The 7,129-nt window shown below is 63.4% G+C and carries 8 protein-coding genes and 1 pseudogene; 6 read left to right on the top strand and 3 right to left on the bottom strand.

The annotated features are described in order from the left end of the window. Positions 1 to 96: 96 nt before the first annotated feature. The 3 genes from AWC17_RS04580 to AWC17_RS04570 are packed head-to-tail and all read right to left on the bottom strand — an operon-like array spanning position 97 to position 2,880. A complete protein-coding gene (locus AWC17_RS04580) occupies positions 97 to 477 on the bottom strand; it encodes a Zn-ribbon domain-containing OB-fold protein (RefSeq protein ID WP_046185921.1) in 381 nt (126 codons plus the stop codon). A gap of 20 nt (positions 478 to 497) precedes the next feature. After that, complete coding sequence (locus tag AWC17_RS04575; RefSeq protein WP_033721567.1) at positions 498 to 1,685, bottom strand: thiolase family protein; 1,188 nt, start codon at positions 1,683 to 1,685, stop codon at positions 498 to 500. A 40-nt stretch (positions 1,686 to 1,725) separates the two neighbouring features. After that, the gene (locus tag AWC17_RS04570) at positions 1,726 to 2,880 is read right to left on the bottom strand and encodes an acyl-CoA dehydrogenase family protein (protein WP_007172216.1); all 1,155 of its coding nucleotides are present in this window, start codon (positions 2,878 to 2,880) and stop codon (positions 1,726 to 1,728) included. A gap of 456 nt (positions 2,881 to 3,336) precedes the next feature. On the opposite strand from AWC17_RS04570, the gene AWC17_RS32515 reads away from it, so the two are divergent. The 6 genes and pseudogenes from AWC17_RS32515 to AWC17_RS04545 form a co-directional block, all read left to right on the top strand. Then, positions 3,337 to 3,510, top strand: a complete 174-nt coding sequence (locus AWC17_RS32515) for a hypothetical protein (RefSeq protein WP_007172215.1) — start codon at positions 3,337 to 3,339, stop codon at positions 3,508 to 3,510. Then, positions 3,507 to 4,898: an acyclic terpene utilization AtuA family protein gene (locus AWC17_RS04565; RefSeq protein WP_033721564.1), complete on the top strand. Its 1,392-nt coding sequence runs from the start codon at positions 3,507 to 3,509 to the stop codon at positions 4,896 to 4,898. The genes AWC17_RS32515 and AWC17_RS04565 overlap by 4 nt, the downstream gene beginning before the upstream one ends. Continuing rightward, positions 4,885 to 5,220: an AtuA-related protein gene (locus AWC17_RS04560; protein WP_007172213.1), complete on the top strand. Its 336-nt coding sequence runs from the start codon at positions 4,885 to 4,887 to the stop codon at positions 5,218 to 5,220. The genes AWC17_RS04565 and AWC17_RS04560 overlap by 14 nt, the downstream gene beginning before the upstream one ends. A gap of 32 nt (positions 5,221 to 5,252) precedes the next feature. Continuing rightward, a complete protein-coding gene (locus AWC17_RS04555) occupies positions 5,253 to 5,729 on the top strand; it encodes an FAS1-like dehydratase domain-containing protein (RefSeq protein WP_170826177.1) in 477 nt (158 codons plus the stop codon). Between the two features lie 14 nt (positions 5,730 to 5,743). Beyond that, on the top strand, positions 5,744 to 6,196 hold the full coding sequence (locus tag AWC17_RS04550; RefSeq protein WP_007172211.1) for a MaoC/PaaZ C-terminal domain-containing protein: 453 nt from the start codon (positions 5,744 to 5,746) through the stop codon (positions 6,194 to 6,196). Between the two features lie 294 nt (positions 6,197 to 6,490). After that, positions 6,491 to 7,129, top strand: a pseudogene (locus AWC17_RS04545) (alpha/beta hydrolase fold domain-containing protein); the annotation flags it as partial.

Raw genomic sequence — 7,129 nt, 5'->3', positions numbered from 1 at the left:
GAGTTTCTCCACCTCAAGGCGCACCTTGAGGTGGATGCCATCCACCCACAAATACAGGTAATCGGTGCTGGATAAGTGAGTTTTCGCGTCGGCTCGTCACGCAGTTGACGTGACCCGTCGGAACTGCGGAAGTGCCAGGTTGCCTCGTGATTCGAAGACCACCTCGACAGCCATACCGACCCGCACTTCATCGACGTTGCATTCGATCACGTTGGTCATCATTCGAGGTCCTTCTTCCAGCTCCACTATCGCCAAGACGTAAGGAGCGGTGAAAGCTGGCGACGGGGCCTGACGGACGACGGTGTAGGTGACGATCGTCGCTTTTCCCGAAGGTTCTTGCCAATCCAGATCCGCAGCCCAGCAGTATGGGCACCAAGGGCGGGGATGATGATGGAATCGCTTGCACTCCCGACATTTCGGGAGCACAAACCGCCCGACAGCTGCCTGCTGCCAGTACACGGCCGTGCTGTCAGTCACGGTGGGCATGGGAGCAGTTGTCACGGCGTCCTCCCCAAGAGTACGGTCGAATGGTCTGCCATCATGCCGCCGTAAGTGTGTACCAATGCTATTTCTGCAGACACTTGACGATCCGCAGCCTTCCCCATCACTTGGCGCGCAGCTTCGATCAGCATCGACATTCCCGACGCGTCGCCGGTGTGTCCGAATGACAGCAGACCCCCGTAGGTGTTCACCGGAAGGTCACCGCCGGGCGCCCCCCGCCCATCCAGGAAGAAGTGGCCACCTTTAGCTGCCGCCACCAGCCCCGTTTCCTCCAACAGCAGTATCGGGTTGATCGTGAAGGCATCGTACAGTTCGGCCACCTGCACGTCCGAAGGCGAAAGATCGGCCATTTCGAACGCGGCACGCGCTGACACGCTGGCACCCATTGTTGCGAAGTCGCTGGTGTGGGTGATGTTGCCGTGATCGTGGTGTTCACCGAAGCCCAATACATAGGCCGGTTGGTCGGTGATTTCCCGCGCGCGGTCACCATGGGCCACTAGGAACACGGCGCCACCTTCACACGGTACTGAGCAGTCCAGCAAATTGAACGGCCACGCGATAGGTCGTGAAGCCAGAACCATCTCGACGGTGAGCGGACCCGCGTTGCGCATCAAAGCATCTGGATGCCGTAACGCCCACTCGCGGCTCGAGACCGCCACGGCGGCAAGAGCATCGCGGCTCGTTCCGCGTTCGGCCATATGCCGCGTGGCGGCTAAGGCGTAAAGGGCTGGGATGAAGCTGCCGTATGGGTACTCAAAGTCCGGGTGGCTGATCATGCGCGCCATTGCGTTGGCGCCGCCTCCCCGCCCCACCTTGGGGAATTTCCCCGCACCGATACAGAGCACCGCGTTTGCAAGGCCGGCGCTGATTGCAAGTGCAGCCCGCGACAGCATGATCGTGTAGGTCGCCCCACCGACGTTGACAGTCTCACAAAAGCGCGGCCGGATGCCCAACACGTCATTGAGGCGCTCGTGGACGAAGATGTCGGCACCCGCACCGCTGGCCATGCCGGACGGGCAAACCAGCAGGCCGTCCACATCGCGGGGACCAAGTGAATGGCTCTGCAGAAACCGACGAAGCACCAACTCCTGCATGCCCGCGCCGTCGTGGCCTTCGTACTTTCCTGGCGGTAGTTCTTCTACTGCGGCGATAGCCGGCTCGCTGGCAAGTGCCCAAGTTCTCACGTTGACCTCATGGAAGCAGCCACCCAAACCTAGTCGACGTTCAGTATGACCGTGGAAGCGCGAGACTATGCTGCGCAACATAATTGAGGATCATCTCCCGGCTGATCGGTGCCGTCCGCATCAACCGCGCCGGTCCCCACAACGTCGCCAACCCGTACTCCGTAGCCAGACCGTTGCCGCCATGCGTCTGAATCGCTTGGTCCAGCGCAAGGATTCCGGCTTCAGCTGCCGCGTACTTGGCCATATTCGCCGCCTCGCCGGCCCCTGCCTCGCCGGCATCGTGTAAGGCGGCCGCCCGTTGGGTCATCAAGCGTGCGAGTTCAACCTGAATTTTGGCGTGCGCCAGCGGATGAGCGACTCCCTGATGTGCCCCTATAGGGGTGTCCCACACCCTGCGCTCCCGGGCGTAGGTACATGCCTTGTTTAACGCGTACCGGCCGATCCCATTGCCCAGCGCCGCCCCCATTATCCGTTCCGGATTCAGACCAACGAATACCTGCCGCAGTCCCTCGTCCCGAGCGCCGATCAAGTTGTCACCGGGAACACGTACATCGTCGAAGAACAGGGTGAACTGTTTCTCCGGTGTCACGGCTTGCACGGGAATCAGAGTCTTCTGCAGGCCGGCAGCGTCCGTGGGAACCACCATCAGCGACAGCCGGCCGCGCCCACGCTCGTCAGTACCCGTTCGGGTGACCACCAAGATGGCTTGCGCCTCGTCCACTCCCGAGATGTAGTACTTGGTGCCACGCAGAACCCAGTCGGCGCCGTCCCGCTTGGCGGTCGTCGCTATGTTGTGCGAGTTTGAGCCCGCGTCGGGCTCGGTGATCGCAAACGACATTATGATCTCGCCGCTCGCAATGCCCGGAAGCCAACGCCGTTTCTGCTCGTCGGTTCCGAACGCTTGGATGATGGTGCCACAAATGGCCGGCGACACCACCGTCATCAACAACGGGCACCCCGCCGCCGCCAACTCCTCTCCCACGGCATGCAGTTCGTAGATACCCCCACCGCCACCGCCGTACTCCTCGGCAATATTCACCCCGAGAAAACCTTGCTTACCTACCTCCTGCCACAGTTCCGTAGACTTCTCGCCCCCCAGGGATTTGGTCAGGTAGTAATCGTGGCCGTACGACTTCCCGATGGCCGCAACCGCCGCCCGCAGATCCCGCCGTTCCTGGCTCTCTGATATCTCCATACCGCTCAACCCCTTGAATCACCCGCAGGTCCGGGTTTGCACCGGCCACGACAAACTTCAGGCGACACACCGAGGAATTCGAGGGAAGCTTCCGTCACCGCTCGACAGCAGCGTAATCGCCCGGTGATACGTTATCGGCCGTTAACATTGACGCGCAAGTCCGCGTGTCGGTAGTGCGTCGACTTCCAGTGACCGGCTTTACGCCACGCCGGATACGTGATTTCTCGGCAGCAGCCGGAGTCGTTCTAATCCCCAGCCCATGAGCAGAAAGGCAATCTCGCCCCTCTGGCGTGGCGCAACGTCGACAACTTCGGGAAGCTCGATTCGCTTGACCCGGACGCCGGGCCTCGGGTCACTGCCGAGCGGTGTCAAGACAGCGTACGCTAACGCCAATTAACAGGCCCGCGGCCAAGAGCTTTGCGGTCGACGGCCGGGGACAGAGAGGAGGAAAACACGATGCCCGGAACGATGCTGATTGCTGCGGGGGTCACCGGCAAAGGACGGCTGGCCGGGCGCGCCGCATTCGTGCCCTTTGTCGATCCGGCAGTCGGCGGGATACCGCCAAGCGCGCCGCCGCCTAGTGCCGACATCGCGGCGGCAAGCGCCGAGGCGGCGCAGGAGTGCGCATGAGTGCCAGCGTGCGGATCGGTGCTGGTGCCGGCTATTGGGGTGACATGGTGGATCCCGCGGTGGAACTCATTGAGCAGGGCGGTGTCGAGTTTGCCTGCTTCGACCTGCTGGCCGAGTTGACCGTTGCGCTCCTTACCCGTGCCAAGATGCGTGACCCGGGTAAAGGGTACGTGCCCGATGTCGAACCCATTCTGCGTCAGGCGCTGCCCGCTGCCCGCCGTAACGACGTCGGCATCGTGACCAATGGGGGCGGAGCGAACCCGGGTGCCGCCGCACTGGCCGCTGCGCGAGTGGCCTGTGACGCCGGATATCCCGACACCCGCATCGGAACCATTGAGGGCGACGACTTGACGGGGAGAATCGCCGAAATCAGGGATTCGGGTTGGCAATTCGCGCACCTTGAGTCCGGCGAAGAAGACATCGACCGCATCGCCGACCGGATCGTCGCTGTCTCGGCGTACACCGGCTCCGACGGGATCATTGACGCACTTGACGGCGACGCCGATGTCGTGATCGGCGGCAGGCTTGCCGACTCTGCGCTTTATTGCGGGCCGCTCATGCGCCACTTCGGGTGGATATTTGAGCGTAATCCCGACCTGATCGGCGCCGCGCTTACCGTCGGTCATGTACTGGAGTGTGCGGGCATCGCGACCGGCGGCATGTCCTCGCAGTGGCGGCTGTCGCGTGATCCGTGGCGGCTCGGGTTCCCGATGGCCGAGATGTCGGCTGACGGCACCGCTGTGATCAGTAAGGTGCCGGGCTCGGGTGGGGTGCTCAACGAGTGGACCATCAAAGAGCATTTGCTTTACGAAGTGCACGACCCGTTCTGCTATTTGCTGCCCGACGGTGTCGTCGACATGGGCGGTGTCGAGGTCAAAGAACTCGGCCCCGACCGCGTGCAGCTCACGGGCATGACCGGCCGCCGACGGCCGGACACGCTCAAGGTGCAGATCGGCTACGAGGACGGCTACCTCGCCGAGGGGCGCACGATGATCCCCTGGCCCGATGCTCTGGAGAAGGCCGACTTCTGCGAGAGGCTAGTGCGCGGCCGCATCAAGTACCTGGGTGTCATTCCGCAGGAGATGCGTTTCGACCGTGTCGGTTGGGACGCGCTGGCCGGCCCGGTGGCCCCACGACCGGCACCCGACGCCCAGCCCAACGAGGTCGAGCTCCGGATGGTGGCCAAGTGCCGCACCCGCAGCGAGGCCGAGGTCGCCCGCCGCGCGATGCTGCTGCCAGCGACGGCCGGTCCGGTGGGTACCGCCTTCGGCGCGCCGCTGGCGGTGCGCAAGGTGATAGCGCTGTGGCCGACCCTGGTACCGCGTGAGTTCGTCCCACAGCACGTCCGTGTCCAGGCCGCCAAGGAGATGCTCGATGCCCACCATTGACGAGTTGGCGTTCGTGCGTTCAGGCGACAAGGGTGACATCTCCAACGTCGTGGTGCTCGCCCGCGACGCCGAGGCTTTTGCCGCGCTGCAACGCGGACTGCGGCCGGAGGCCATCACCTCCTTCATGAAGGGTCTGGTCACCGGAACCGTGACGATCTACACGCTGCCTCGCCTGCATGCGTTCAACATCGTCATGCGGGGAGCCCTCGGCGGCGGCGCAACCGCAACACTGCGCTTCGACGAGACCGGCAAGTCGATGTGTTCGATCCTGTCCCGCATGCCCCTGCCCGAACCCGCCATCGAAGGGAAGGCAACACCGTGAGCTCCCACACCAACGATGTCACCGGGCTCGGGATGGCGTTCGGCACTCTAGAGGAGGGCCGGTCCTGGGTCGGTCGTCGCTCCGAGCCAAAGCAGGCGTGGTTTCCGATCGACCGATCGATGATCCTCTACTACTGCTCTCTGGTTGAGGACGCCAACCCACGGTACTGGGAGGGCGACGAGTGCCCACCGGGCCTGCTGATGACCCTGGGCATGAACCCGCAATGGGCGCCCGCGCACCTGCACCGCGAGGACGGGCTTTTCGCGCTCAACGTTCCCCTGCCCGGCCACCACATCATCAACGCCTCCACCACCACCGAGCTGGAGCGCCGACCCCGAGTCGGTGACCACGTTTGGATAGTCGAGGAGATCGTCTCGCTATCCGACGAGAAGACGACTCGGCTGGGAACCGGCGTCTTCATCACATCGCTTACCACCTACACCGACCAGCACGGCGAGAACATCGCCCGCAACACCAACGTCCTGTTCCGCTACGACACAGCCCAGTAAACCCGGGGGCGCTCATGACCAAGATCAGCACTGCAGACATCAAAGGCCTTACCTTCGATGACGTCATTGTCGGCGACGAGATCACGCCGGTGTCGATTCCTATCACCTACAAGCGGGTCTGCATGAACGCCGCGGCGACGTGGGACTGGTTCCCGGGCCATCACGATCCGGAGTACGCACGCAGCCAGGGCCAGCGAACGATCTACCTGTCGACGCTGTTCTTTCACGGCTTCATCGACCGGGGCCTCACCGACTGGGCGGGCCCCGACGCGCTCCTGCGCCGGCGCAAGATATCGATGATCAAGTCGATCTACCCGGGACAGACCGCGACCCTTACCGGGCGGGTGGTGGCCAAGCGCCAAGACCGCGGAATGCGCCTGGTCGACCTGGAACTGGCAGTGTCCAGCGAGGAGGGCATATGCGTGCCCAGTGAGGCGACCTTGCAACTGCCGGCCGGTCGGCGGTAATCGAGAACTTCGACAGCCGTCGCTGCATCATCGTTGCCTACGTTCCTGCGCCAGCTCGACCGGGGGACGACCCGCTCTGGATCGCGTAGCTCTGCGGCTCTGGCGACGACGGCGCGCGTCGCTTTGAAGGCTGCCGGTAGATCAGTAACAGTGGTTCCTACAAGGCCTGCTTCCTTCTTATACCCACCACTTCAAAGACGACGTGGCCCCGCGCCAGCGACCTCGATCCGCTATACGCGGGCTTTGGGATGCTACAGGGGGCCGCACCAACGAAAAGCTGGCTGGCTTATCGTGATATCCGTTTCCTCGGATTGGGATCCGAGCCTGACAAGCTACCTCATCGCAACATCCGCACGCGGGGTCCTTCGCCCATTGACGCAAGCACTACCGTCCAACCAGTACGGGCTTGCTGTGATGGATCGGGTGCTTCGGGCGGCGCTCATCGCGTCCCGCCCACGCCCAGGACTGCGCGTAAGGCTGGTCGACACCGTCTTCGCCGGCGATCGAGTGAGGGGAGATTGGGTCGTCGCACCGAACGTCAACCCGGACGGGCCACCGATCCTTTACATTCACGGCGGCGCATTTTCGATGTGCTCTCCCAAAACCCATCGCGGTCTGCTGGGCGAACTGTCTGCCGCGTCGCTGCGCCCGGTCTTCGCGGTCCGCTATCGATTGGCTCCGCGTTACCCGTATCCGGCGGCTGCTGACGACGCACTGAGGGCCTACCGGTGGTTGGCGGGCTCTGAAGAATCGACATCAGCCCGCACGGTAGCGATCGCAGGCTGTCAACGGCAATCGAAAACTGATCAGGAGTCGGCCGCGCACTGGTCAGTATTCACTTGCCGCCGACACAGGCGATTCGGCGGGCGGCCAACTCGCCGTCGCGACCTCGTTGGGCGCGCTCGCACATCGCTCCCCGCCGCCCGATGGCAT

It is taken from the genome of Mycobacterium nebraskense (genome assembly GCF_002102255.1).
Classification (GTDB): Bacteria; Actinomycetota; Actinomycetes; order Mycobacteriales; family Mycobacteriaceae; genus Mycobacterium; species Mycobacterium nebraskense.
The sequence above is the reverse complement of the archived record's forward strand: the minus strand, read 5'-3'. Positions and strand labels throughout refer to the sequence as shown.

Bases quoted from the DNA above. Each gene is read 5' to 3' on its own strand.
- AWC17_RS04550 (WP_007172211.1), top strand. From the start codon at position 5,744: ATGACCAAGATCAGCACTGCAGACATCAAAGGCCTTACCTTCGATGAC.
- AWC17_RS32515 (WP_007172215.1), top strand. From the start codon at position 3,337: ATGCCCGGAACGATGCTGATTGCTGCGGGGGTCACCGGCAAAGGACGG.
- AWC17_RS04560 (WP_007172213.1), top strand. From the start codon at position 4,885: ATGCCCACCATTGACGAGTTGGCGTTCGTGCGTTCAGGCGACAAGGGT.
- AWC17_RS04565 (WP_033721564.1), top strand. From the start codon at position 3,507: ATGAGTGCCAGCGTGCGGATCGGTGCTGGTGCCGGCTATTGGGGTGAC.
- AWC17_RS04570 (WP_007172216.1), bottom strand. From the start codon at position 2,880: ATGGAGATATCAGAGAGCCAGGAACGGCGGGATCTGCGGGCGGCGGTT.
- AWC17_RS04555 (WP_170826177.1), top strand. From the start codon at position 5,253: ATGGCGTTCGGCACTCTAGAGGAGGGCCGGTCCTGGGTCGGTCGTCGC.